Origin of the sequence: Streptomyces nigrescens, assembly GCF_027626975.1 — a bacterium.
Taxonomy (GTDB): Bacteria; Actinomycetota; Actinomycetes; order Streptomycetales; family Streptomycetaceae; genus Streptomyces; species Streptomyces nigrescens.
This window is the reverse complement of the sequence record NZ_CP114203.1, coordinates 60,092-83,241: the sequence shown is the minus strand read 5'-3', so window position 1 is coordinate 83,241 and position 23,150 is coordinate 60,092. Positions and strand designations below refer to the sequence as shown.

Genomic DNA, 23,150 nt, shown 5'->3' with positions numbered 1-23,150 from the left:
CTTTGACGGATGGCGCTGTGGCCCGGGTGACTACCGGGCCACAGCGCCATCTCGGCCTCACCAGGACGACTTGGTGACCCCGGGAAGGAAACCGGCGTGCGCCTGCTCCCGCATGCGCACTCGGGACATGCCGAACTTCCGCAGATGCCCGCGGGGCCGGCCGTCCACGCTGTCCCGGTTCCGCACCCGGGTCGCGCTGGCGTCACGCGGCTGGCGTCGCAATTCGGCCTGAGCGGCAGCACGTTCGGCCTCGGTGGACGAAGGCCGTCGGATGATCTCCTTCAGCTCGGCACGCCGGGCCGCGTACCGCTCGACGACCACCTTGCGCTGTTCGTTCTTCGCGATCTTGCTCTGCTTCGCCATCAGACCTTCACCCCTCGCGCGCGGATACGTGCCACCGCGGCCTCGATGCCGATGGCGTCGACCGTCTTGATCGCCTTGGTGCTGAGGGTGAGCCGGATGTGCCGCCCCTCACTGGCCAGCCAGTAGCGCTTGCGCTGGATGTTCGGGTCGAACCGGCGGGATGTGCGGCGGTGCGAGTGGGAGATGGTCTTGCCGAAGCCCGGCTGGGCGCCGGTCAGCTGGCAGTGGGCGGACATGGAGTGGGCTACCTCTCGTCGAAAACGTTATCGGTAATGGAAACCATTCCCATATAGTAGCGCCCATGGCTCGCAACGAACTACGCCCGATCATCAAGCTCCGCTCCACCGCGGGCACGGGCTACACCTACGTCACCCGCAAGAACCGGCGGAACGACCCCGACCGCCTGGTCCTGCGCAAGTACGACCCGGTCGTCGGCCGGCATGTCGACTTCCGGGAAGAACGCTGACCCGCGAGCCGACTTCACAGAGACAGGAACACCCTTCATGAAGCCTGGGATCCACCCCGCCTACCGTCCCGTCGTCTTCCGCGACAGGGCTGCCGAGTTCGCCTTCCTCACCCGGTCCACCGCGACCAGTGACAAGACGATCGAGTGGGAGGACGGCGAGACCTACCCCGTCATCGACGTGGAGATCTCGTCGCAGAGCCACCCCTTCTACACGGGCACGGCGCGTGTCCTCGACACGGCCGGCCGGGTCGAACGTTTCGAGCGGCGCTACGCCCGGCGCGGGGCACAGTAATGAAGGGCCGCCAGCTCCCCGTCGTCATCGTCGGCGGGCTGCATTCCGAGGCCCGTGAGCAGGTCGTACGGCGCCTTCTGCACACCGTGCGCGGCAGCGTCGCCCTCCACCACGACCTGTCCACGGCAGCGGACGGAACCGTGCGGCGCACCGTGCGCGACGCCTCGGGTGAGCTGTCCTCCGGCGAGGCTCCCCTCGTCAACGACTGCGCGTGCTGTGCCTTGCGCGAGGACCTGGTTCCCGAACTTCAGCGGCTGGCCGACAGCGGTGAGCACCGGCTGGCGGTGGTCGAACTCTGGGACTCCGTCGAGCCCAAGGCGATGGCCGAGGTGATCGCCTCGCACGGTGGCGAAGCGCTGACGCTCTCCAACGTCATCACAGCGGTCGATTCCGCACTCGTCCTGCCGTATCTCGCCAATGGCGACGACCTGGCGGAGGCGGGCCTGGCGGCGGCCGCAACCGATCAGCGGACCATCGGGGACACCTGGGCGCGCCAGTTGGAGTACGCACCCGTGCTCGTACTCGTCGACAGCGAGGAGGCGGATGACGAGGAGCGTGCACTCCTCGCCCAGCTGCACCCGACCGCACGCCGCCTGCCCGTGGCTTCCCGGCAGCTCGCCGAGGTCGCGTTCGCCGGATTCGACGTCGAGGCGGCCGCCGCCGCCCAGCACCCCGCCTGCGCACGGCTCCCACAGGAGGCGGAGGAGTCAGGAGTCGCCACCCTCGTGTGGCACCGGCGTCGCCCGTTCCACCCGGAACGGCTCTACCAGGCACTTGAGGACCTGGCATGTGCGGCGGCCCGCAGCCGTGGCCGCTTCTGGCTCGCCGACCGCCCCGACACCCTGCTGTCCTGGGACGCCGCGGGCGGCGCCCTGTGCGTGGAGAACGCCGGCCCCTGGCTCTCTTCCCTCCCGGACGCCGCCTGGGAGATGGTCCCGGCGATGCGCCGAGCGGCCGCCGCCCTCGACTGGCACCCCGAACATGGCGACTGCTGCCAGCAGCTGGTCTTTACCGCCCCCGGCCTCGACCGCGACGGCCTGGAGCGGCTGCTCGACTCCTGCCTGCTGACCGAGGCCGAGTTCGCCGGCGGACGCGAGGCATGGAAGCGCCTGCCGGCTTCCTTCGACGCGCTCCTCGACCCCGTTTCCTGAACCCCGACCACAGCCCCCACCGAACACCGGCCGTCCGGCCGTCCGGCTGTGAAAAGGAACTCCATGGCCCGCCGCCCCGATCCCCGCAAACCCCTCAAGTCCCGCCCCAACCCATTGGACCAGGCCGGCATCACCTACATCGACTACAAGGACACCGATTTGCTGCGGAAGTTCATCTCCGACCGCGGCAAGATCCGCAGCCGCCGGGTCACCCGGGTCACCGCCCAGCAGCAACGCCAACTGGCCCGCGCGATCAAGAACGCACGGGAGATGGCGCTCCTGCCGTACGCCCCGAGGTAGTTCGCCCGTGCGCCGGCTGCCGCCCGGAGAATCACCCGGCGTCATCCAGCAGAGGCCAGCCCGGTTGCCTGCACGTGCCGGCCTCTTCTTCGTCGACTCTGTTGGCGACACCAGTGGTGATGCTCTGGGTTCCTCGTCCGCCAGGGAAGGACGCGACTCGTGGCGCGGTGATAAGTGCTGCCCGCTTCCCGTCGCCGCGGTGCCGGCCACCGCATATGCCTGCGACTGCTGCGCCTGACCTGGCCGGTCGCCCCGTCGTCGGCTCGGGTAGATAGTGGGAAGCGACGGGTCGATAATGAACTGATAACCGTTTCGGCTCTCAGTTGCCTGGGAGGCCGCGATGCATGTGACTTCGGTGCGCGGCCCGGCTGTGCTCATAGGCGCGGCGCTGACGTTGACCTGCGCCTGCGCCGGCCCCTCAGGTGCCGATTCCCGCAACACCCCCCGTAGAAGCGCGTCCTCTTCCGTCATTCCGGTGGTCGCCTCGACGAACGTGTACGGGGACATCGTTCAGCAGGTCGGGGGCGGCAAGGTAAAGGTCGTCTCGATCATCAGCGATCCGGCGCAGGACCCTCACTCGTACGAGGCCAGTACGCAGAACCGGCTGGCGCTGTCCAAGGCGAAGGTCGTGGTCGAGAACGGTGGCGGCTATGACGACTTCGTCGGCGAGATGCTGCACAGTGCGAAGAACTCCTCACCTGCCGTCATCGATGCCGTGAAGGTATCGGGGAAGGCGCCGAAGGCAGGCGCGGAGCTCAACGAGCACGTCTGGTACGACGCCCCCGTGATGGGAAAGCTGGCCGACCGCATCGCGGATGCCCTGGCCAAGACGGCCCCCGCCGACGCCGCCGTCTTCCGCCGCAACGCGGAGGCTTTCAAAGACAAGTTGACGGTGCTGGAGAGCAAAGAACGGCAGGTCAAAGCTGCCCACGCGGGTACTGCCGTGGCGGTCACCGAGCCCGTACCGCTGTATATGACCGAGGCCATGGGGCTACGGAACAAGACGCCCGCAGACTTCAGCGAGGCCGTCGAGGAGGGCGAAGACGTCTCCGCGCAGACCCTGCAGCGAACCCTCGCACTGTTCACCGACAAGCAGGTCAAGGCGTTGATCTACAACAAGCAGACCTCCGGGCCCCCTACGGAGAAGGTCAAGGCGGCAGCCGAGGAAAACGGAATTCCGGTGGTCCCGGTGACCGAGACCCTTCCCCGCGGTGAGGACTACATCGGCTGGATGACGGCCAATGTCGGAGCGATCAAGAGCGCATTGGACCGGTGATGAAACGCACGGAGGCCGTGTCCCCGCTCTCCCCGGCGGACCGAGGTACCGGGCGGAGCGCCGATCCCGGTGCGCCGGCGATCGCTCTGCGGGATGCGACGCTGGCGTTTGGCGACCGCGTGCTGTGGCGCGGCCTGCACCTGGATGTCCGGCCCGGGGAATTCCTCGCCGTGCTGGGCCCCAACGGCTCAGGCAAGACCAGTCTGCTGCGGGTGCTTTTGGGCCAGCAGCAGCTCACCGGTGGCTCGCTCACCGTCCTCGGCCGCCCGTCCCGCAGCGGCAGCCGGCACGTCGGCTACGTCCCCCAGCAGACGTTCCAGCCCACGCACACCCTGCTGCGCGCCCGTGACCTGGTGCGTCTCGGGCTGGACGGGCACCGCTGGGGCCCGCCGCGCGCCCGCCGTGCGATCCGCTGCCGGGTGGACGACCTCCTGGAGTCGGTCGGTGCGACGCCCTACGCAGACGTTCCGATCGGACGGCTCTCCGGCGGTGAGCAGCAGCGTGTGCGCATGGCGCAGGCGCTGGCCACCGATCCGCGGATTCTGCTCTGTGACGAACCCCTGCTCTCCCTCGATCTGCAGCACCAGCGCACCATTACCGGCCTGGTGGAGGAGCGGCGCCTCGCCGCCGGGACCGCCGTTGTGTTCGTGACTCATGAGATCAACCCCGTTCTGGGCCTGGTGGACCGCGTCCTGTATCTGGCGCGGGGCAGGCATCGGGTCGGGCCGCCTGACGAAGTGATGACCTCCTCGGCCCTGACGGAGCTATACGGCACACAGGTCGATGTCCTCCGTGTCAGGGGTCGGGTCGTGGTAGTCGGGGCGCCTGATGGCGGCACCGGCCACACCCACGACGACGCGGCCGAGGAGGGAGAAGGCCAGTGATCGGGGTCGAGGCCGGGCTCGGGCTACTAGCCGACGGCGGGGAAGACACCAGCATCTGGCATCAGATCTTCAACTTCGACAACTACGGAGAGCTGCTCGGTCTGGTGCAGAACTCGCTGTACGCCGGGGTGCTGCTGGGGCTGGTCGGCGGGCTGGCCGGGGTCTTCGTGATCATGCGGGATCTGCCGTTCGCGGTGCACGGCATCAGTGAACTGTCCTTCGCCGGGGCCTCGGCCGCGCTGTTGCTCGGGGTGAACATCGTCGCCGGGTCCATCGCCGGGTCCCTGATCGCGGCCGCAGCGATCGGTGTCCTGGGGGTCCGGGCCCGCGACCGCAATTCGGTGATCGGCATCATCATGCCGTTCGGGCTCGGTCTCGGGGTGCTGTTCCTTTCGCTCTACAAGGGCCGGGCGGCGAACAAGTTCGGGATCCTGACCGGTCAGATCATCGCGGTCGGTACGCCGCAGATGGCGTGGCTGCTCGGTACGTCGGTGGTGGTGCTGCTGGCTCTCGCCCTCGTCTGGAAGCCGCTGACCTTCGCCAGCGTCGACCCTGAGGTGGCCGAGGCCCGGGGCGTGCCGGTGCGTGCGCTGTCCCTGGCGTTCATGCTGGTCCTCGGCCTCGCGGTGGCCCTGTGCGTGCAGATCGTCGGGGCGTTGCTGGTGCTCGCGCTCCTGGTCACCCCGGCGGCCGCCGCCGCGCGCCTCACGGCGTCCCCGGTGCTGCTGCCGGTGCTGAGCGTCGTCTTCGCGCTGTGCGCGATGGAGGGCGGCATCCTGCTCGCGCTCGGCAGCACCATCCCCATCAGCCCGTATGTCACGACCCTCGCGTTCATGATCTACCTCGGGTGCCGGCTGGTGGAGGCGCGGCGTACGCAGCGGGCGCCACGGACCGCGCTCGGCTCGCCCGGTGACCCTGTACGGACGCACACTTGAAGGAGCCGGTACCGACGGAAGGAGTCCTTATGCACCCCGTCGCACTCGCCGGCGGCGCAGCTGGATGGCTTGCTCACCATGCGGTCTCCGGAGTGGTGGGCGCCCTGATCATCAAAGGCGCCGCCAAGCGCCTCCCCGAGGCAAAACCCGCCGCCCGCAAGGCAGTGATCAACGGTCTGGCCGGCGGCATCCGAACCAGCCGGTGGCTGGCCTCGGCCGCGGAAGAGGCCCGGCTCAAGGCCGGCGACGTCCTCGCCGAGGCTCGTACATCACTGGGCGAAGAGGTCCCGCCACCCTCTGCGGTAGCCACCGAGCACGACCACGGGCATGAGCACTGACCATGTCCGATGTGGTCGTACGGTCCGTGGCCACGGGCCGGGTCCGGCTGACCGTCCCCTGGGTACGGGCGCGCCCCGGCAGCGCCGGACTGGTCGATGAGCGTCTGGTGGGCATGCGGGGCTTCCGGGCGCTGCGGATTTTCCCGCGCACCGGCAGCGTCGTGATCTGGATGGCCCCGGACCTGCTGGATGTCGATCGCCTGGTCACCGCCCTCGAAGAGCCCCCGCCCCCTTCCGCGCCCGCCAAACCCACCCGCTCCACGCCCGACTCCTCCACCGGCGAACTGGCCCGGCTGGTCGTCGGCGGCGCCGTCCTCGCCTTCATGGCCCTGCGCCGGCTGCTCGGCCGCCCCCGTATCACCGCAGGCTCCTCCGGCCTTCTCGGCGCGATCACCCTCTTCACCGGTCTGCCCTTCTTCCGCGGTGCCTTGCGCTCCCTGCGGGGCAGAAGCCATCCCGGCACCGACACTCTCGTCACGGCCGCGACCGTCATCTCGCTCGTCCTGCGGGAGAACGTCGTCGCCCTCACCGTCCTCTGGCTCCTCAACATCGGTGAATTCCTGCAGACCCTGACCCTCCGCCGGACCCGACGGGCCATCGAGGAGCTGCTCACCATCGGCGAGGAACGCGTCTGGCTCGTACGGGAAGAACGCGCAGACGGCGAGGGGCGCATCGAGACCGAGGTGGCGCTCGAAGAGGTCGCGCCGGGCGATCTGGTCGCCGTCTACGAGCACCACCGGATCCCCGTCGACGGCCGCGTCGTCACGGGCGAAGCCCTCGTCGACCAGGCCGCGATCACCGGCGAGGCCCTGCCCGTGTACGCCCGCGCCGGGGCCGAGGTCTACGCCGGAACCATCGTCACCTCCGGCTCACTGACCGTCCGTGCCACCTCCGTCGGTGCGGACACCACCGTCGGCCGCATCATCAGCCGGGTCGAAGAGGCCCAGTCCGACCGGGCACCGATCCAGACCATCGCCACCCGCTTCACCCAGCGCTTCGTCCCCGTCTCCTTCGCGCTGGCCGCACTGACCTACGTCGTCACCCGCGACGCCCGCCGCGCCATGACCATGCTGCTGATCGCCTGCCCCTGCGCGGCCGGACTCGCCACCCCCACAGCCATCAGCGCCGCCATCGGCAACGGCGCGCGCCGCGGCACCCTCATCAAGGGCGGCACCCACCTGGAGGGCATCGGCCGCGTCACCGCCGTCGTCTTCGACAAGACCGGCACCCTCACCTTCGGACGGCCCCTCGTCACCAGCGTCGTCACCCTCAGCCCCCGCTACACCGCCAACGAAGTCCTCAGCCTGGCCGCCTCCGGCGAACTGCACGCCCGTCACCCCCTCGCCCAGGCCATCGTCGCCCACACCGAAGAACAGCACCTCCACGCGCCCATCCACCAAGCCTGCGAGGTCGTCCTGGGCATGGGCATGCGCGCCGAACTCGACGGAACCCGGCTGCTCGTGGGCAGCCCCGCGCTCCTGCGCCAACACGGCGTCGAGCTAACGGAAGAGGCCCAGAACTGGACCGAGCGGCTGCGGAGCGGCGGCGAGACCGTCATCTGCATCGCTCACGACGACGATCTGATCGGGCTGCTCGGCGTCTCCGACGCCGTACGGGCCGGGGCCGGCGCCGTCATCCAACAGCTCAGAGATCTGGGGGTGTCCCGTCTGGTGCTGCTCACCGGCGACGCACCAGAGACTGCGCAGGTGGTCGCCGACAGCCTGGGCATCGCCGAAGTGCATGCACATGCCCTGCCCGAGGGCAAACTCCAACTCATCCGCGACCTGCAGGCCGAGGGCCATACGGTCGCCATGGTCGGCGACGGCACCAACGACGCCCCCGCCCTGGCACTCGCCGACGTCGGCATCTCCATGGGCGCGCACTCCTCCCATGTCGCCCTGGAAACCGCCGACATCGCCCTGCCCGGCGACGACCTGCGACAGGTCCCCGCCGTCGTCGAACTCAGCCGCCACACCCTGCGCCTCGTCCGCCAGAACTACGGCCTCGCCATCGGCGTCAACCTCGTGGGGCTGGTTGCCGGCGCCGGCGGCTCGATCAACCCGGTCCTCGCCGCCCTGCTGCACAACACCAGCAGCATCGCCGTCGTCGCCAACTCGGCCCGACTGGTCAACCACACCCCGCATCTCCCCCCGACCGATGAGGACATGCTGATGGCGGCCCCGTTGGAGGACCGGCGAGTGCAATGAGGGCACTGCTGAACTACCTTTCCGCGCACCGTTCCGGGGGCAAGTACCTGCTCGCCACCCAAGCCGCCTACGGTGCCGCCCGGTCCACCAGCCCCAGGCCGGGGGCGAGCAGCAGGCTGGAAGGGAGGCGTTCCCTATATCCCACGGCGGGCTCGACGAGGAGGAAGCATGACTGCGACGACGCGGAACGACGCTCCCATTGCGATCGAAGGCGGCGGTGTGGAACTGCGCATGCAGGAAGTCGGGGGAGACATGTCTGTCGCCTTCGTGACGATTCCCCAGGGCACGGACCTGGCGCCGGCTTTCAGAGGTCTGCCCGGTGATCTGTGCCAATGCCCCCACTGGGGATACTTGCTCAAGGGGCGGCTGAAGATGCGGACAGCGGGCGGGAACGACATCTACGAGGCCGGGCAAGCCTTCTACTGGGCACCCGGGCACGCCCCGGAGGCTCTTGAGGACTGCGAGTACCTCGACTTCTCGCCGACGAAGGAGTTCACCGACGTGGTCGACCACCTCAAGTCGCAGATGGGGTGACCCGCCGGGGGCAGTGCGGATCCCTCGCCCGCGGTCTCCTGCATGACCAGTGCGGTTCGCTCGCGGCGATCGTGTTCGAGGCCACGTCGGGATGTACATGGCAGCAGTTGCTCTCCGCGTCGTTCGGGCCATCCGGAGCCACGGCCCATCGGCCCTTTTCCGAGTGGGCCAAGGCGCGGGTGTGAGCCAAGCTCCATCGCGTGGTCTCGACGAGCTCAGCTCCCATGGCGAGCTGGACTGGTCCGCTGAGCGATCGACTCGGTGAACATGCGGCCCTGAAAAGGGAAACCTGACGGGTCCGAAAACCAGTAGTCAGTGGAGCTGTACGACCTCGTGCGGGGCGGTGACTGCTGCGCCCGCCTGCCCACCGCGGCCGACTGGATCCCGGCTTGTGAGATCCGTACGCCCCGAGCAGGACGCCCAACCACCCCACCTCTTAGAGCCGGATAGCCGACCAGAACGCCACTGCGATGCATCGGCGCCGCCCGCACCCCCGGCCGCCCCCGCCAGCCAACCACGCCCGAGACGCCGAGCGACACGTCACCAGCGGGCGGCACCGGCCGTCGGAGCTGAGGTGGACCTTGGAAGCCCCGCCGCGCGAGCGGCCCAGGCCCTCACCTGGAGCAGCGCCTCACCTACCAGGTACGCCACTGATTCCAGGCAGCGCTCACGACAAATGATCAAGTTGGGAAAGGGGCGGGAACCATCCTGCTCCAGCGCGTGAGCGGTCGGCCGCTCCAAGGTGGACCATGGAAGCCAAAGCACTCCATAGATACGGGCCAGGGCCACGGACTGGCGCGAGCAGAGGCCCTTGTGGTCCGGCGTATGGAAGGAGTGCCCGTGTGAGCACAGCCGATGGGCGTCCGGCTGACGCCGGCCAGCCGGAGGAGCGATCGTCGCAGCCGAGCGGGCTGATGGATCTTCTCGGCGTTGCCGCGGTGCTGCTGGATGCCGATGGGCGGATCGTCTTGTGGAGCCCGCAGGCCGAGGAGCTGTTCGGCTATACCGCTGAGGAGGCGCTCGGCCAGTACGCTGCGCCGCTATTCGTTCACGAACAGCACTGGGATCTGATGATCAAGCTGTTCGCCGAGGTCATGGACACCGGGGAGCGGTGGGCCGGGGCGTTCCCCATCCGGCACAAGGACGGCAGCACTCGCTTGGTGGAGTTCCGCAACATGCGGCTGCTGGACGACCTCGGCGACTTCTACGCCCTTGGCATGGCAACCGACAGGTCAAGGCTTCGGGAGGTCGAACGGGACCTCGCCCTGTCCACCCGGCTGATTTCCCAGTCTCCCATCGGGCTGGCGATCCTCGATACCGATCTGCGGTACGTGGCCGTCAACCCCGCTCTGGAGCGGATGCACGGCATCCCCGCGGAAGACCATCTGGGCCGGCACTACCGCGAGATCATGACCTCGGCGAAGTTCGAGGGGCCGGAGGCCGGGATGCGGCAGGTCCTCAAGACCGGAGCTCCCATGGTCGACGAGTACACCATCGTCGGCCACACCCCCGCCGACCCACACATGCACGCCTGGTCGATCTCGCTGTACCGGCTGGACGATCCCCAGGGGCGGGTGCTCGGAGTGGCCGACCTGGTGGTGGACGTCACCGACCGTTACCAGGCAGCCACGGAGGCCGCCGAGGCCCGCCGGCGTCTGGCGCTGATCGCCGACGGCTCCGCGCGCATCGGCACCACCCTGGAGGTGGAGCAGACCGCCCGAGAGCTGGCCGGCGTCACCGTTCCCGAGCTCGCCGACATGGCCACGGTCGACGTCCTCGACTCCGTCCTCGACGAGCACCGCCCGCCCCTGGGCGACGGCCCCGCGCTCTTCCGCGCCCTCGCGGTGCAGGCCGCCTACGTCACCGAAGCCGTCCAGGCCGCCGACCCGCCCGGCCAGATCGCTTCCTACGACGCCGACCGGCTCCCCACCGAATGCGTACGCTCCGGCCGGCCGATCCTGATCTCCCACGTGGATGACGCCGCCCTGGCCCGCATTGCCCGCGACGACCGCGCCGCCACGGTGCTGGCCCGCGTCGGCGTGCATTCCTACATGCTGCTCCCGCTCACCGCCCGCGGCCAGATCCTCGGCTTCCTGGGGCTGAGCCGTGCCCGCAACCCGCAGCCCTTCAGCGAGGACGACCTCGCCCTCGCCGGCGAACTGGCCTCCCGCGCCGCCGTCTGCATCGACAACGCCCGCTCGCACCAGACGGTGCGCAACGCCTCCGAGACCCTTCAGCGCAGCCTGCTCCCCGACCACCCGCCCCACCTCCCCGGCTTGGAGGTCGCCTCCCGTTACCGGCCCGCGCAGGCCGCCTACGAGGTCGGCGGCGATTGGTACGACGTCCTTCCGCTGGATGGCGACAAGACCGCACTGGTCGTGGGCGACGTCATGGGCAGTGGCATCGACGCCGCTGTCACCATGGGCCGCCTGCGCACCGGTACGAGCGACTTCGCTGACCTCGACCTCGACCCTGCCCAGGTCCTCCAGCACCTCGACAGGATCACCTCAGGGCTTGAGCAGTACATAGCCACCTGCGTCTATGCCGTCTACGACCCTCACCGCGCGGAGTGCCACATCTCCATCGCTGGCCATTTGCCCCCCGTCCTGGTGCGCAGCGGCAAGCACCCGGAACTGCTCGACCTGCCGACCGGTACGCCGCTCGGCGTCGGCGGCGTCCCTTTCGTCACTACGACCGTTCCGGTCGGCTTTGGTGATCGGCTGGTCTTGTACACCGACGGACTCGTCGAGGTCCGTCATCACCCCATCGACGAACGCCTTGACACCCTCCTGCGTCTGCTTGACGCACCCGACCGCACCTTGGAGGAAACCTGCGACCGGCTCCTTCGCGAGCTCCGGCTTCCCGCTGACCCGGACGATGTCGCCGTGCTCATCACACGCATGCAGCCCTTCGCGTCCGACTCTTGAAATACGGCCCGGTCCGGCCGGTCGCTACACAGATCACTGGCGCGGGGGAGCTGGAGACCTACCGATGGTTCGGGCTTACGTCGCCGAACCCTCGACTGTCTGGACGCCTACGTCACCCCGGCGCTGGCCCCGGCCGACCTCACCCACTGCCTCGGCGGCTGGGTCGGCGCGGAGACCGACGGCACCGAGCCGGAGGAGCGGCTGCGCGCCGCCGTCGCCGTGGCCGCGCACCTGCACCGCGTACGAGGTACCCGCCGAGGTCTGGCTGAAGCGGTCCTGCTGGCCTTCGGCGTGGAACCGGAGATCAGCGAGAGCGGAGCCGCCGACTGGAACGCCCGGCCCCTCGGCCCGGTCCCCGGTGAACGCCGCCCCCGGCTGCACGTCGTCCTGCGATCTGCCCGCCTTCGAACGGTTCGGCTTCACCATCTCCGAGGTAGAGATGACCTACCGGGGCCGCTGCCCCGACTGCGCCCGCACCGGAACCGCGCGTGCCGACCACTGCGCTCACCTCGTGGCACTCCTGAGTGCGGCGGCCTTCGCCCTCGCTCTCTCGGCACCGGCAGCGGCGCGCGCGGCCGGGTAGCTCTGATGCGCGCGGTCGCCATGGCGAAGGGCGGTCAGGCGGCCGACGGTCGTGCACGCCGGGGGTGAACGTGGGCACAACGCGCGGGATCCGCACGGGAGTTTATGCGGCTTGACAACGCGCGCTCTGCCGTACGGGGGAATCCGGGAAGCAGGTATGGCCCGGAGCCACCGCCGTGGCTCTAATAGTCGTACCGATTGTGGGGTGCCCATCCTCTGTCGGGGAGTCGAGCAGCGATCTTTTGACGGGTCGTTGTTGCGCTTTTGGGCACCCTGGCAGGTGGACTCGCGAGCTGCGCCCTGTGTCGTAGCCGCCGTGGCAGCCCCATACCCAATTCTCCTCAAGGGGCATCTCCATGGCAGTAATCATCGTTCCCAGCACGGTCGCGGCGTGTCAGCCATTCATCGTCAGCGTCACCGGCGCCCCCGTGACGGCCACGCAAGCCGTCTTCACCTACGACGGCGCGCCCGCACAGACGCTGCCCGTGGTCGCCGGTGCGGCCGGGCCGGCCACGTTCACGGCCGTCGGGTCCGGAGCCCAGACGGTTTCCGTGGTGTACCTCGACGCCGCAAGCGCCGTCGTGGGCGCTGAGAACGGCACGGTGACCGTCACCCCGGCGCCGGCCGGAACGCTGACCACGACGCTGACCACGCCGGTCGGCGGGATCACGACCGCCACCACCGTCATCACCTGTGTCGGTGGCCTCACTTCCATCAACGGAACACTGACCTACACCCTGCCCGGCGGGGCCACGGTCACCGCGACCGTGATCAACGGCGTCGTGGTGCCGACCAGCCTGGGCGTGGCACTGACACCAGGCCAGACAGTGGGCGTCAGCTTCACTCCGGCCGCCGGGACCTGCCCCGCCTGCACGCTGGCGCCCATCACCGTCATCGTGCCGCCCCTGCCTACCTGCTCGGTGGTGGTCCAACCGGTGGTGGGGCCGGTGATCGTCGGTCAGCCAACGTCCGTGACCACTGTGGTGACCTGCAACGGTCTGCCGGTCGCGGGTGCCTCGGTCACCTTCAACGGTGGTGCGGCTCCGGTGACGGTCACCACCAACGCGGCCGGTATCGCGACCGGTTCGCTGACCTTCAACACTGCTGGGACCTCCACGGTCACCGCCACGGTCACCGCACCGGCCGGCTCCGCGTGCACGTGCACCGGTGTCGTCTCCGCCCCCGTCACCATCACCGTGGGCGCGCAGCCGTCCTGCCAGGTGCTGCTGCTGCCGGCCGGGCCGACGGTGGTCGGTCAGCCGACGTCCGTGACCGCTGTGGTGCTGTGCAATGGTCTGCCGGTCGCGGGTGCCTCGGTCACCTTCAACGGTGGTGCGGCTCCGGTGACGGTCACCACCAACGCGGCCGGTATCGCGACCGGTTCGCTGACCTTCAACACTGCTGGGACCTCCACGGTGACCGCCACGGTCACTGGGCCGGCCGGCTCCGCGTGCACGTGCACCGGTGTCGTCTCCGCCCCCGTCACCATCACCGTGGGCGCGCAGCCGTCCTGTCTGGTGGTGATCCAGCCGGTGACCGGGCCGGTGATCGTCGGCCAGCCGACGTCCGTAACCGCCCTGGTGACCTGCAACGGTCTGCCGGTCGCGGGTGCCTCGGTCACCTTCAACGGTGGTGCGGCTCCGGTGACGGTCACCACCAACGCGGCCGGTATCGCGACCGGTTCGCTGACCTTCAACACCGCCGGGACCTCCACGGTGACCGCCACGGTCACTGGGCCGGCCGGCTCCGCGTGCACGTGCACCGGTGTCGTCTCCGCCCCCCTCACCATCACCGTGGGCGCGCAGCCGTCCTGTCTGGTGGTGATCCAGCCGGTGACCGGGCCGGTGATCGTCGGCCAGCCGACGTCCGTAACCGCCCTGGTGACCTGCAACGGTCTGCCGGTCGCGGGTGCCTCGGTCACCTTCAACGGTGGTGCGGCCCCCGTGACGGTCACCACCAACGCGGCCGGTATCGCGACCGGTTCGCTGACCTTCAACACCGCCGGGACCTCCACGGTCACCGCCACGGTCACCGCGCCGGCCGGAGGCGCCTGTGCGTGCACCGGCGTCGTCTCCCTCCCCCTCACCATCACCGTGAGCGGGCCGACGAGCCCCACCTTGCAGGCGTCACCCGCCTGCTGGCGGGTCAACCTGCCCCTCCCGATTCCGCACCTGTTCACGACGACGTTGACGGCCACCCTCACGCCAGCGCAAGCGGGAGTCACGGTCACCTTCTACGTCTCGGGCCTGCCGGTGGGCACGGCGGTGACCAACGCCGCCGGGGTCGCCACCCTCAACGCCGGTCTGTCCCTGCTCCAGATCAGCGCCAGCAGCTACACGGCGACCGCCACCGTCGGTGGCGCCACGATCCAGGCGACCGGCACTCTGGCGCCCTGCTTCCCGCCGGTGTGACCGGTCGGCGCCCGCTCGGCCGGGGCAGCGTGACGGGCGCCGACCTGAGGGCCGTCCGGTAAGCGGCCTGCCCTCAAGGGCTGTCCCTCGTGGAAGGACGGGGGACAGCCCCCCCAAACTTACTGGTGGACCAACCCCGGCTGTCGGCGCGTGGACGGCTCATGGGTGAGGCCCGGGGCCGATGATTCCCTCCGCCTGTCGGTCCCGGGACAGCAGATCGGCTCTCGCAGCCCCAAGGCTCCGCGCGGAGTGCGGTCCCAAGGCTCCGCGTGGAGCCGCCAGGTGGCCGGTCAGACGTATCCGGTATCGCCCGGGTTCCCGCCGAGCCCGCACCACCCCGTATTGAACCCGTCGGAGAGTGGATGGTTTCCATGAGCCTTGCCGCATTCCTTCTTGCCCTCGGCGTCACGTGCCGCGTCACCCGTTTCATCACCAAGGACACGCTGGCGGCGGGGTTCAGATCATGGATCGGCGCTCACTTCGGTGACGACTCCCGAGCCGCATATCTGGTCAGCTGCGGATGGTGCACGAGCATTTGGGTCGCCATGCCCACAGCCTTGTACGCCTCTTGCTTGGGCGGCTCTCCATGGTTCCAGGGGCCGGCGACCGCTCTGACGCTCTCCTACCTGGCGGGAGTGGCTTCACGGTGGCTGGACTGACCACCAGCGCCTTCCTGCCTGCCTGTTGAGCCGCGCCTCCCGGGCGCCGAAGACCCGAAACGCGAAAGGGCCACCGCCATGCCATGCAATTGCGGCGGGGGAGTCCCTCAGACCACGTCGGCTACCAATTGAACCTGCCCGACGGCACCATTCGTCACTACGTCACCTGTCAAGAGGCCGAGGCCGCGAACCAACGAGCAGGCGGCGTCAGAACGATCACTATCCTCACCCCGTGATGCCGGCACGGCCCGTAAACGCATCCCCTGAAGGCCCGTTGCTCTCTTCACGTTCCGAGGGCGCCCGCGCCCGGCAGTCGCACCATGTAGATTTCGATCAGGTCCTGCACCTTCACCGTGAAACCGTGGTGCGCGTACAGCTACCTGGCGGCGCTGCCCTGGAGGACGTTCAGACGGATGAGCAGGCCGTCGGCATCGGTCCGCTCCAGCAGCGTGCGAAGGACGGCCGAACCGAGACCCCACCCCCGGCACTTGGGGCGAGATAGAAATGCTCCAGCCGCTGCCCGTCCTCGGCCAGCCGCAAGATGACGCAGCCCGCGAAGGCTCCCCAGCCGAGATGACGGAGGTGTGCCGCGGGGAGAAGGAATCCCGCAGCCGCTGCCGGACCCGCTCGTCGAACCGGCCCAACCGCTCCAGGTCCGGGCGCATCACCATGGCCCGCAGCTCCGCAATCGCCTCAGCTGGTAGGTCCCAGCCGCAGCTTGCCCTTCCCGTAGCGCTTCGCTCATGAAGTTGTTTCCCGGGTACTCGGGTGACGCACAACCTTCGCGAAGACAGTCCAACCGCCCCACGTCGGGACCGGATGATGTGCGGCCGGTCCCGCAGGGTGGTCGCACACGAAGATGCATTGCAGCCTCTTCGGCCCCGGCGGACCTCCCACGAGACGTACGCGCCCATGGTTCCTGGGACCCTGCGCTCGGCGTCCCCCCCCGCGAATGCCCTAGTACGACAACTGCGTTGGGTGTTTCGCCGGCCCGGGGGCGGGCATCCCAAGGAGGAACGAACCGATGGGCTGCCCATACCCTCCTCGGGGTGGACAGCCCGCTGTGTTTGACGGCGTGTTCTGTTGCCGTGATACCCCGGAGAGGATCTGCGGGTCTGTGCCGACGCCCCGGCCTGCCTGGCAGGCCAAGGGCGGCCCCTACCCGAAGGGGTCAGCATGAGTACGAACTTTCAGCCGGGGCTGCCGGGGCTGCTTTCGGCCACCGCCCTCCCCGCGGCCCGGACGGCAGCGCCGATCGGGATTCTGGCACTGACGACGATCTCGGTGGGCGACCAGCCGGTCGGGGTCGCGGTCGCCGCCAACGGCAACGCCTACGTGGCCAACTACGTGTCGAACGACGTGACCGTGATCAACACTGCCACGGACACCGTGGTGGGCGTGCCTATCCCCGTCGGCGCCGCCCCGGTCGGGGTGGCGGTCGCCCCCAACGGCAAGGCCTACGTCGTCAACAGTGCCTCGAACAACGTGACGGTGATCAACACCGCCACCAACACCGTGGTGGGCGTGCCTATCCCCGTCGGCATCACACCGATCGGGGTGGCGATCGCCCCCAACGGCAACGCCTACGTCACCAACCTGAGCGACAACACCGTGACCGTGATCAGCACCGCAATGGACACCGTCGTGGGCGGCCCCATCTTCGTCGGTAATTCCCCCTACGCTGTGGCGGTCGCCCCCAACGGCAACGCCTACGTCACCAACATGTCCTCGAACGACGTGACGGTGATCAACACCGCCACCAACACCGTCCTCGTCCCCAGCATCCCCGTCGGCACCGGCCCGGACGGCGTGGCGATCGCCCCCAACGGCAACGCCTATGTGTCCGCCTTCTCGTCGAACAATGTGACGGTGATCAACACCGCCACCAACACCGTCGTGGGCGCCCCCATCCCCGTCAGCACCGGCCCGACAGGGCTGGCGGTCGCCCTCAACGGCAAGGCCTACGTGGCCGACTACCAGTCGAACGACGTGACGGTGGTCGACACCAACACCAACGCAGTCGTCTGCACCCCCATCCCCGTCGGCGCCAACCCGTTCGCTGTCGCGGTCGCACCCAACGGCAAGATCTACGTCGCCAACCAGGGTTCGGACGACGTGAGCGTCATCCCGCCGTTCCCCACGCTGACCAGCATCAGCCCCAACCAGGGGTCCACCACCGGCGGAACGCCGGTGACCCTCCTCGGCACCAACCTCACCGGCGCCACTGTCACCATCGGCGGCAACCCCGCCACCGGCGTCAACGTCAACCCCGGCGGCACCGCGATCCACGCCTTCACCCCACCCGGCGCGCTCGGCCCGGCGACCGTCACCGTCACCACCGACGGCGGCTGCGCCAGCCTGGTGAACGGCTTCACCTACGTCTCGCCCAGCCACGCCACCTCGCTGACCGCGACCCCGGCGCTGGCGAAGCTGTTCCCGCCGCAGGTGTACTTCCCGTTCCTGACCGCCACGCTGAAGGACCTGGTCACCGGCCTGCCCGTGCCCGGACAGACCATCACCTTCAAAACCGGCACCCACGTCCTGGGCACCGCCACCACCAACGCCCAAGGCACCGCCAAGCTGGACGAGACGCTCACCTTCCCGCTCATCCTCGCCAACGGCGGCTACGACGCCTTCTTCGCCGGCACGGGTACCCTGCTGGCCTCCAGCGCCCACGGGGAGGTCCTGACCCCCTAGAGGTGTCTCTCGAGCTCCGTGGGCCTGCGACGCCTGGCACCGCACCTCTCAGCTAACGCTGGGAGTGCCCCACGCCGCGTTGTCGGATCGTCCCTATACGCCCAGTACGGGACGATCCTCCGCCTTGCGCGATGCACGGAACCAGCGAATCACGGCCCCCAAGTGGGTCCGTCGCTGGCGGACCGAAGGCGTGGCGGGCCTGCGCTCTGCCATCGTCGAGGCCGGTTACGGCGTCGCCGACCCGGTCGCCGCCTGATCCGAAACCGCGGGCCGGGCAGGGCGCAATCGCCCCTGCCCGGCCACGTTCACTCCCGTCATGGAAGGCTGCAGGGCCTTGCCACGACGTTCGCAGACTACAAGAAGGCGCTGGAAGAACAGTGGAATCACGGCGAGCAAGTCGACACCGAGGGCTTGCGCATGGCGCTGCGCCATTACCGGTCCTTCTTCAATCACCTGCTCGCCGAGTAAGGGGCGGTGCCTGCGCCCGGGCAACTGGCGGAATGCCGCCGGGCACCTTACGACGGGCAAGCCGATCAAGAGAAATAGGATTCCAGCGTGCCGCGACGCCGGATATCGAGTGTCGCGCAGTGGAATGAGCTCCCGAACGGCGCATAGTGCAGCAGGTCACATGGAATTGGCTCGAACCCCCATCGTTCGAGGGAGCACAGTATGTCGGTGTGATGCCGCTCGGCGATCACCCGCGCCGGAAGTAGTCCTTGAGGATCGCCCGGTAGGAGAAGGTCTCGAAATATCGGCACGGCCATGCCATCGGGGTCTCGATGATCTCGTCACCAAACCAATGACGGCTGCCGCACCCGGCTTCCCCGGGACGTGACAGGGCTCGGCTACCACGGCACGGGCGACCTGGAGCTGCAGCTGCGCACGAACCGAGACCTGGAACGTGCCCAGGACCTGTTCCGCCTCAGCTACGCCGCGGCGTAGGAGCTTCTCCTCTGGCCGAATGGGCGGAAGAGCCTTGTAGCGGCTGGACCGGCAGGTGGTGGGAGGTACTGCTGGCTAACCGAGCTGCTCCTCCTCATGCCGGAGGACTTGGTCAACGTGTTCGACCAGACACTGTTCCAGCTCGGCCAGCGTCCCGCTACGGAGTTCCACCAGTGGCAACTCCCACTCCACGCCTTCGCGGATGTTCACCATGAGCCCGCTATCGGCCGGCACGATGGCTTGCTGGAGCCAGCTGACGAAGTCGGCCGCTTCGGCGGCGGTGCAGTCCTCGATGGCTACGCCGTTCGGTTCGACTCCCATCATCCCTTCGTTGATCTCGCCGCTGGATGTGCGGAACTGGAAGGAGAGCGTCTCTCCTGTGTACTGCCCGCTCCACGACTCCACGACCGCCTCGGGCTCCTTCGCGCGCAAGGCGTCGGCGAAGGAGGGGAAGGTGAGGCCCCATCCCTGGGGAGTGCCTTCGGGCGGGCTGAAGATGAACATGGTTCGGAAGCTGTCGGCGTCTTCGCTCATTTCCCATCCTCTTCGATCGCCATCTGGGTCAGGGCACGTGCCTGGCTGTAGCAGTTGACCCCGTGGGCGACGAGCAGGGCATCCCAGTAGGGTCGGCATCGGGGTCATTGGTGGCAACCTCCACGCCACGCAACCGGTCCGCGTGGGCCGGGTACTCGATCGCCGCTTTGGGTGGTCGACGGTGCCTCCCGGCCGTGGCAGAGGAGCGTTGGAGGAGTCCGCTGCTGGCGGGTGCGCGGTCCTCTCGTAGAGAAATGTGCTGCCAGGAGCGTGGGCCCGGTCCGGCTGCTGCAAGCGTCTACCGAAGCGCCACCCGGCGCGCCGGGGGTTTCGCCCACGAGCCGGGCCAGGGAGCGTGTGGCTGCGAATTGCAAGGGCTCCGGCTCCGAGAGTTCCCTTTTCACCCAAATGAGTGGTGCAACTCGCATGATGCGCACGGGGTTTGCAGGATGCGCTGATCAGTTTCGATCGACCTCGTTGAGAATGTTGCGCACCTACTTCCCATCGTGGGTGTTCATGCGCTTAATCGCTGTCAACGCCGCGAGTTGCCCCCGTACGATCAGGAGTGCCCGGCTCCGTTTTCACGGAGGTCAACGGCGCCGGCAAGTGGATTGTGCGACTAGCGTCCGAGACGGCACGAAAGAGGACCCCGAGGCTGACGTCAACCAACTCGAGGCCCTCTCCCTCGTGCCTTCTCAACAACGCACCGAGGAGCGCGAACATTGATTCAGCACGTCGTCCGCCGGAAGCTCGCAGGTATCCTTCCAGCAGCGCCAGAGATTAGCATTCCGCTGTCCGCCGTCGTACAAACCGGGATTTCGAGCGTTCTTCTGCTGACGCTCCGGTTCAGTTCTGTTCTGCTCATCGGCGTTCTCGCGGCTGCTGCGGTCCGCCAGCAGCCTCTTTCGGTGGAAGTCCTCGTCGGCATGGTGGCCGCCGCTGTCTCCGACCGCAGCTGCATCGTCTATCTGAAGGTACGCCGCCGCACTGTCTGAGGGCCGTCGCTGCGGAAACTTCGCCCTCGCCCGCCATTTGCGGGCGAGGGCCTACCCGCCGGCACCTCCTTCCGGCGTCCCTGAGCGGCGGCCCGCAGCCGTAGTGCTGTTGCGCATTGGCCCTAACGCCGGCTGCCCGCCTCTGCCCTTCCTTGCCCAATCCTCAACTCAGTGAGGAGGAGCGTCATGCTGATGCGCAACAGTCCATGCGGGCGGCGCGCTGACGCCGAACTCGACGACCGGCGCGGCCCCTCCGATCCCCGCCACTGCCGAGGCGGCTGCCGGTCTCCTACTCCGCCTTCTGTCGCGATCAGTGGGCCGTCTACCAGAGCTTCTCCGCTGTCACGGTGGGATCCGCCCGCATCGGCACCACCGTCGCCCGGGCCGTGCTGCACGAGCTCGGCGATCGGTGGGACGCCGCACTGCGCACTTGCTCTCCAGCGGCATACGCCTGGAATCTTCTCTCCCGCCGAGTCGGCGAGCGCCGCACCGAGAGCGGACTGCATCGCCTGCTCGATCGCAACGAGGCCGACGCACTGGTTCTGCGGTACAAGCTCGGCCTCTCGCCCCTGGAGGCCGGCCATGCGATGGGCATGACGCCGGCCAACTTCGAGATGCTCCGACACCGTGCCCTGCTGGCACTGCTCCCCAGCCGCGCCTGGTGAATATGCTGCTGGCGAATGCCCTGGTCAGAGGCGCAATGTGCGCCGGAGCTCGATGAGCTACACCGCTGCTTGAAATGCCATCAAATGGCATGCCTCGTTGGGGGAGGCGGGTAGCCCTGGCTCAACTGGCCCTCTTAGCATGGGGCCTCTGCTGTCGGAGACACGCAGCGTCTACGGGGACGTGTGCGCCCGAGAGTGTGGGGAGCGGCTCATCATCGATCTCAGCAAGCCCAGCGTTGCCAGAATGTACGACCACCTTCTCGGCGGCACGGACAACTACCAAGTCGACCGGGACGCCTGTGCGGAATTACTCCGCCTCGCCCCCAGCACCCGTGAACTCGCCCTGGTCAACCGCGCGTTTCTGGTGAGAGCCGTGCGCTACCTCGCACAGGAGCACGGGGTACGCCGATTCCTCGACCACGGATCGGGGCTGCCGACACGGCCCAACGTGCACCAGGTCGCCCAGGAGGTCGATCCCACCAGCGAGGTTGTGTACATCGACAACGACCCTGTCGTCCTGGCCCACGGGGAGATGATGTTGGCGGAGGACCCGACCACGACGGCCGTCCTGGAAGCCGACATGCGCAACACCACCGGCATCTTCAACAGCCGCGCGGTCCGGCGACTGCTGCGCGACGACAAGCCGGTCGCGGCCCTCTTCGTCTCGGTCCTTCACTGCATTCCCGACAAGGACGACCCCTGGTGCCTCGTGCGGAACGTTGTCGAGCAGCTACCGCGTGGCAGCTATCTGGTCATTTCTCAGCTCGCCAGTGACGACGCGGAACTCCGCGATAGCATCACCGACTTCATGTGCGAGATCACCGATGACTCCTGGGGGCAGGTCCGATCGAAGAGCGAGGTCCAGCGCTTCTTCGAGGGCCTGGACTTCTTGGAGGAATCCGAGCCGGTCGAAGTCTCGCGCTGGCACCCCGACAGCGACATCGCGCCCCGGCAGCGGTCTGAGGAGTGGATCGAGTACGGTGGCGTCGCCCGCATCGGGTGACGTGCAGATTACTTGGGTGCCCCGCTGACGAGCTGGTCGATGTAGTGCTGGATGCGCTCCATTGTTGCTGTCTTGGGCAAAGCCTGCTGCCACCAGTAGTCCATCGACGCCATGAACGTCTCGATCTGCCCCATGTCGGTGAGGAGTTCGCCGCTGACGTTCTTGTTCTCCAGGTAGACCGAACGGTTCTCCGCGCCCTCCCAGGGCTTGAACAGGGTTATCGCCGGGTGCAGCGGCGAGCCCTTCCGCAGCGCGCTTCCGGGCAGGATCCGGATGTGCACGTTCGGCTTGTTCTCCGCCACGTTCAACAGGTACCTCAGCTGCTCCCGCATGACCATGACGCCGCCCAACTGCTTGTCCAGTACCCATTCCGCGATCAGGGCCCGGAAGAGGGGGGCTTGTGGCTGGTCGAGGAGATGCTGCCGGCGCATCCGCATCTGCAGGCGGCGCTCGATGGCTGCGAAAGCCTCGCGCCGCTTCTCGGGGTCGACCTGCGCTTGGGCGTAGTCGTCCATCAAGGCCCGGGCGTAGCCCGCGGTCTGAAGCATCCCGGGGACGTTGTTCTCCTGGTACACCTGGACCACCTTCGAGGTGGATTCCAGCGCGAACAGGGATGTCAGGGTGTGGTCTGCGACGTCGGAGAACGCGGACCACCAGCGCTGGTCCGCACGCCACTGCAAGAGCGCCTCGGCGTCCCGGAAGACGTCCTCCGGTGCCTCGTAGAAGCGCAGGAGCGCGGTGACGTTCTCCGGCTTGAGCGGGGTATTGGCGTTCTCGTAGCGACTGAGCGTGGAGATCGAATTGAACTCCGGAACCGCCTCGACGACCTCGCGCTGATCGAGCTTCTTCTCGTCGCGCAGGTGCCGCAGCAGGGCGCCGACGAGCTTGGCCGCCGCCTCCGGGGTAGACGGGGGCGCTTGCCCATGTCCACCCACCAAAGCCAAAATTCGACCTGACATGAACACTCCTAGCGCGGACAGGTACCTCCC

General features: G+C 68.4%; 22 protein-coding genes and 6 pseudogenes. 22 read left to right on the top strand and 6 right to left on the bottom strand.

Going from position 1 to position 23,150, the window contains the following annotated elements:
* Positions 1-57 precede the first annotated feature (57 nt).
* Both rpsN and rpmB read right to left on the bottom strand, forming a co-directional pair.
* Positions 58-363 carry a 30S ribosomal protein S14 gene (rpsN, locus tag STRNI_RS00420; protein ID WP_266449566.1) on the bottom strand — a complete coding sequence of 102 codons (306 nt, stop codon included), beginning with the start codon at positions 361-363 and terminating at the stop codon, positions 58-60.
* Positions 363-599 carry a 50S ribosomal protein L28 gene (rpmB, locus tag STRNI_RS00415; RefSeq protein ID WP_266449569.1) on the bottom strand — a complete coding sequence of 79 codons (237 nt, stop codon included), beginning with the start codon at positions 597-599 and terminating at the stop codon, positions 363-365. The genes rpsN and rpmB overlap by 1 nt, the downstream gene beginning before the upstream one ends.
* A gap of 65 nt (positions 600-664) precedes the next feature.
* Here rpmB and rpmG point away from each other — a divergent pair, with 65 nt between their 5' ends.
* The 16 genes and pseudogenes from rpmG to STRNI_RS41460 all read left to right on the top strand — a co-directional run bounded on the left by rpmG (position 665) and on the right by STRNI_RS41460 (position 15,561).
* Complete coding sequence (rpmG, locus tag STRNI_RS00410; protein ID WP_109886461.1) at positions 665-829, top strand: 50S ribosomal protein L33; 165 nt, start codon at positions 665-667, stop codon at positions 827-829.
* Positions 830-866: 37 nt separating this feature from the next.
* Positions 867-1,121: a type B 50S ribosomal protein L31 gene (locus STRNI_RS00405; protein ID WP_266449573.1), complete on the top strand. Its 255-nt coding sequence runs from the start codon at positions 867-869 to the stop codon at positions 1,119-1,121.
* A complete protein-coding gene (locus STRNI_RS00400; RefSeq protein WP_266449576.1) occupies positions 1,121-2,272 on the top strand; it encodes a CobW family GTP-binding protein in 1,152 nt (383 codons plus the stop codon). Before STRNI_RS00405 ends, STRNI_RS00400 begins: the two co-directional genes overlap by 1 nt.
* A gap of 63 nt (positions 2,273-2,335) precedes the next feature.
* Positions 2,336-2,572 (top strand): 30S ribosomal protein S18, encoded by a 237-nt coding sequence (gene rpsR / locus STRNI_RS00395; protein WP_109886464.1) that lies wholly within the window; start codon positions 2,336-2,338, stop codon positions 2,570-2,572.
* 340 nt (positions 2,573-2,912) lie between these two features.
* Positions 2,913-3,848, top strand: a complete 936-nt coding sequence (locus STRNI_RS00390; RefSeq protein ID WP_266449579.1) for a metal ABC transporter solute-binding protein, Zn/Mn family — start codon at positions 2,913-2,915, stop codon at positions 3,846-3,848.
* Positions 3,848-4,732: a metal ABC transporter ATP-binding protein gene (locus tag STRNI_RS00385; protein WP_277410279.1), complete on the top strand. Its 885-nt coding sequence runs from the start codon at positions 3,848-3,850 to the stop codon at positions 4,730-4,732. The genes STRNI_RS00390 and STRNI_RS00385 overlap by 1 nt, the downstream gene beginning before the upstream one ends.
* Before the next feature lie 53 nt (positions 4,733-4,785).
* A complete protein-coding gene (locus STRNI_RS00380; RefSeq protein ID WP_266449621.1) occupies positions 4,786-5,667 on the top strand; it encodes a metal ABC transporter permease in 882 nt (293 codons plus the stop codon).
* A 29-nt stretch (positions 5,668-5,696) separates the two neighbouring features.
* Positions 5,697-6,005, top strand: coding sequence for a DUF1490 family protein (locus tag STRNI_RS00375; protein WP_266449584.1), 309 nt, complete (start codon positions 5,697-5,699; stop codon positions 6,003-6,005).
* Positions 6,006-6,007: 2 nt separating this feature from the next.
* The gene (locus tag STRNI_RS00370; protein WP_266449587.1) at positions 6,008-8,212 is read left to right on the top strand and encodes a heavy metal translocating P-type ATPase; all 2,205 of its coding nucleotides are present in this window, start codon (positions 6,008-6,010) and stop codon (positions 8,210-8,212) included.
* Between the two features lie 168 nt (positions 8,213-8,380).
* The gene (locus STRNI_RS00365; RefSeq protein WP_266449590.1) at positions 8,381-8,746 is read left to right on the top strand and encodes a cupin domain-containing protein; all 366 of its coding nucleotides are present in this window, start codon (positions 8,381-8,383) and stop codon (positions 8,744-8,746) included.
* Positions 8,747-8,805: 59 nt separating this feature from the next.
* Positions 8,806-9,062: pseudogene (locus tag STRNI_RS00360) on the top strand (IS5/IS1182 family transposase); the annotation flags it as partial.
* A 526-nt stretch (positions 9,063-9,588) separates the two neighbouring features.
* Positions 9,589-11,673 carry a SpoIIE family protein phosphatase gene (locus tag STRNI_RS00355; RefSeq protein ID WP_381683393.1) on the top strand — a complete coding sequence of 695 codons (2,085 nt, stop codon included), beginning with the start codon at positions 9,589-9,591 and terminating at the stop codon, positions 11,671-11,673.
* Positions 11,674-11,763: 90 nt separating this feature from the next.
* Positions 11,764-12,066: pseudogene (locus tag STRNI_RS00350) on the top strand (phage tail protein); the annotation flags it as partial.
* Positions 12,062-12,151: pseudogene (locus tag STRNI_RS00345) on the top strand (transcriptional repressor); the annotation flags it as partial. The pseudogenes STRNI_RS00350 and STRNI_RS00345, both read left to right, overlap by 5 nt.
* Positions 12,152-12,611: 460 nt before the next feature.
* A complete protein-coding gene (locus STRNI_RS00340; protein ID WP_277410278.1) occupies positions 12,612-14,666 on the top strand; it encodes a hypothetical protein in 2,055 nt (684 codons plus the stop codon).
* A 742-nt stretch (positions 14,667-15,408) separates the two neighbouring features.
* Positions 15,409-15,561, top strand: coding sequence for a DUF7196 family protein (locus tag STRNI_RS41460; protein ID WP_420911223.1), 153 nt, complete (start codon positions 15,409-15,411; stop codon positions 15,559-15,561).
* 47 nt (positions 15,562-15,608) lie between these two features.
* On the opposite strand, the pseudogene STRNI_RS00335 reads toward STRNI_RS41460, so the two are convergent.
* Positions 15,609-15,996: pseudogene (locus STRNI_RS00335) on the bottom strand (GNAT family N-acetyltransferase).
* 505 nt (positions 15,997-16,501) lie between these two features.
* Here STRNI_RS00335 and STRNI_RS00330 point away from each other — a divergent pair.
* Both STRNI_RS00330 and STRNI_RS00325 read left to right on the top strand, forming a co-directional pair.
* Positions 16,502-18,022 carry a virginiamycin B lyase family protein gene (locus tag STRNI_RS00330; RefSeq protein ID WP_277410277.1) on the top strand — a complete coding sequence of 507 codons (1,521 nt, stop codon included), beginning with the start codon at positions 16,502-16,504 and terminating at the stop codon, positions 18,020-18,022.
* A 124-nt stretch (positions 18,023-18,146) separates the two neighbouring features.
* Positions 18,147-18,278 carry a hypothetical protein gene (locus tag STRNI_RS00325; protein ID WP_277410276.1) on the top strand — a complete coding sequence of 44 codons (132 nt, stop codon included), beginning with the start codon at positions 18,147-18,149 and terminating at the stop codon, positions 18,276-18,278.
* A gap of 277 nt (positions 18,279-18,555) precedes the next feature.
* Here the strand turns inward: STRNI_RS00325 and STRNI_RS00320 are convergent.
* A pseudogene (locus tag STRNI_RS00320) lies at positions 18,556-18,723 on the bottom strand (amidinotransferase); the annotation flags it as partial.
* A gap of 124 nt (positions 18,724-18,847) precedes the next feature.
* Here STRNI_RS00320 and STRNI_RS00315 point away from each other — a divergent pair.
* Positions 18,848-18,964, top strand: a pseudogene (locus STRNI_RS00315) (transporter); the annotation flags it as partial.
* A 75-nt stretch (positions 18,965-19,039) separates the two neighbouring features.
* Here STRNI_RS00315 and STRNI_RS00310 read toward each other — a convergent pair.
* The gene (locus STRNI_RS00310; RefSeq protein ID WP_277410275.1) at positions 19,040-19,498 is read right to left on the bottom strand and encodes a hypothetical protein; all 459 of its coding nucleotides are present in this window, start codon (positions 19,496-19,498) and stop codon (positions 19,040-19,042) included.
* 722 nt (positions 19,499-20,220) lie between these two features.
* Between STRNI_RS00310 and STRNI_RS00305 the strand changes: the two genes are divergently transcribed.
* The 3 genes from STRNI_RS00305 to STRNI_RS00295 all read left to right on the top strand — a co-directional run bounded on the left by STRNI_RS00305 (position 20,221) and on the right by STRNI_RS00295 (position 22,161).
* Complete coding sequence (locus STRNI_RS00305; protein ID WP_109886422.1) at positions 20,221-20,493, top strand: hypothetical protein; 273 nt, start codon at positions 20,221-20,223, stop codon at positions 20,491-20,493.
* Between the two features lie 347 nt (positions 20,494-20,840).
* A complete protein-coding gene (locus tag STRNI_RS00300; protein WP_277410274.1) occupies positions 20,841-21,158 on the top strand; it encodes a hypothetical protein in 318 nt (105 codons plus the stop codon).
* Positions 21,159-21,372: 214 nt separating this feature from the next.
* Complete coding sequence (locus STRNI_RS00295) at positions 21,373-22,161, top strand: SAM-dependent methyltransferase (protein WP_277413174.1); 789 nt, start codon at positions 21,373-21,375, stop codon at positions 22,159-22,161.
* An 8-nt stretch (positions 22,162-22,169) separates the two neighbouring features.
* Here the strand turns inward: STRNI_RS00295 and STRNI_RS00290 are convergent, their stop codons facing one another.
* Complete coding sequence (locus STRNI_RS00290) at positions 22,170-23,120, bottom strand: helix-turn-helix domain-containing protein (protein WP_277410273.1); 951 nt, start codon at positions 23,118-23,120, stop codon at positions 22,170-22,172.
* Between the last annotated feature and the right edge of the window lie 30 nt (positions 23,121-23,150).

Bases quoted from the DNA above. Each gene is read 5' to 3' on its own strand.
- rpmB (WP_266449569.1), bottom strand. From the start codon at position 599: ATGTCCGCCCACTGCCAGCTGACCGGCGCCCAGCCGGGCTTCGGCAAG.
- STRNI_RS00340 (WP_277410278.1), top strand. From the start codon at position 12,612: ATGGCAGTAATCATCGTTCCCAGCACGGTCGCGGCGTGTCAGCCATTC.
- STRNI_RS00375 (WP_266449584.1), top strand. From the start codon at position 5,697: ATGCACCCCGTCGCACTCGCCGGCGGCGCAGCTGGATGGCTTGCTCAC.
- rpsN (WP_266449566.1), bottom strand. From the start codon at position 363: ATGGCGAAGCAGAGCAAGATCGCGAAGAACGAACAGCGCAAGGTGGTC.
- STRNI_RS00370 (WP_266449587.1), top strand. From the start codon at position 6,008: ATGTCCGATGTGGTCGTACGGTCCGTGGCCACGGGCCGGGTCCGGCTG.
- STRNI_RS00365 (WP_266449590.1), top strand. From the start codon at position 8,381: ATGACTGCGACGACGCGGAACGACGCTCCCATTGCGATCGAAGGCGGC.
- STRNI_RS00385 (WP_277410279.1), top strand. From the start codon at position 3,848: ATGAAACGCACGGAGGCCGTGTCCCCGCTCTCCCCGGCGGACCGAGGT.
- STRNI_RS00290 (WP_277410273.1), bottom strand. From the start codon at position 23,120: ATGTCAGGTCGAATTTTGGCTTTGGTGGGTGGACATGGGCAAGCGCCC.
- rpsR (WP_109886464.1), top strand. From the start codon at position 2,336: ATGGCCCGCCGCCCCGATCCCCGCAAACCCCTCAAGTCCCGCCCCAAC.
- STRNI_RS00390 (WP_266449579.1), top strand. From the start codon at position 2,913: ATGCATGTGACTTCGGTGCGCGGCCCGGCTGTGCTCATAGGCGCGGCG.
- STRNI_RS00310 (WP_277410275.1), bottom strand. From the start codon at position 19,498: ATGAGCGAAGACGCCGACAGCTTCCGAACCATGTTCATCTTCAGCCCG.
- STRNI_RS41460 (WP_420911223.1), top strand. From the start codon at position 15,409: ATGCAATTGCGGCGGGGGAGTCCCTCAGACCACGTCGGCTACCAATTG.
- STRNI_RS00400 (WP_266449576.1), top strand. From the start codon at position 1,121: ATGAAGGGCCGCCAGCTCCCCGTCGTCATCGTCGGCGGGCTGCATTCC.
- rpmG (WP_109886461.1), top strand. From the start codon at position 665: ATGGCTCGCAACGAACTACGCCCGATCATCAAGCTCCGCTCCACCGCG.
- STRNI_RS00330 (WP_277410277.1), top strand. From the start codon at position 16,502: ATGAGTACGAACTTTCAGCCGGGGCTGCCGGGGCTGCTTTCGGCCACC.
- STRNI_RS00405 (WP_266449573.1), top strand. From the start codon at position 867: ATGAAGCCTGGGATCCACCCCGCCTACCGTCCCGTCGTCTTCCGCGAC.